This window comes from Pseudomonas sp. 2995-3, assembly GCF_002742565.1.
Classification (GTDB): Bacteria; Pseudomonadota; Gammaproteobacteria; order Pseudomonadales; family Pseudomonadaceae; genus Aquipseudomonas; species Aquipseudomonas edaphica.
Window position 1 is genome coordinate 1 of record NZ_LJSB01000472.1, and the last position, 230, is coordinate 230.

Here is a 230-nt window from a genome sequence, read left to right on the forward strand (position 1 = left end):
AGCCATGAGTGATAGAAAAAGAGGCAATAATAAAAGCTTTATACGCTGGAGTATTTTAATCATTATACTTCTGTTTATTAATTACTACCATTTACCTTATTACTTTACTATACCAGGTGATGCAAAAGTGTTAACAGAGGTGATCGAGGTAGAAGACGGTCATCAATACGAGGGAACTTTTATGTTAACAACAGTGAGGATGGGGAAGGCAAATGTTGTTAATTATGTCT

Annotated in this window: 1 protein-coding gene; it reads left to right on the forward strand. The window is 34.3% G+C overall.

Going from position 1 to position 230, the window contains the following annotated elements:
- On the forward strand, positions 1-230 hold a 230-nt coding region (locus AOA62_RS32390), incomplete at both ends, for a hypothetical protein (RefSeq protein WP_218244270.1).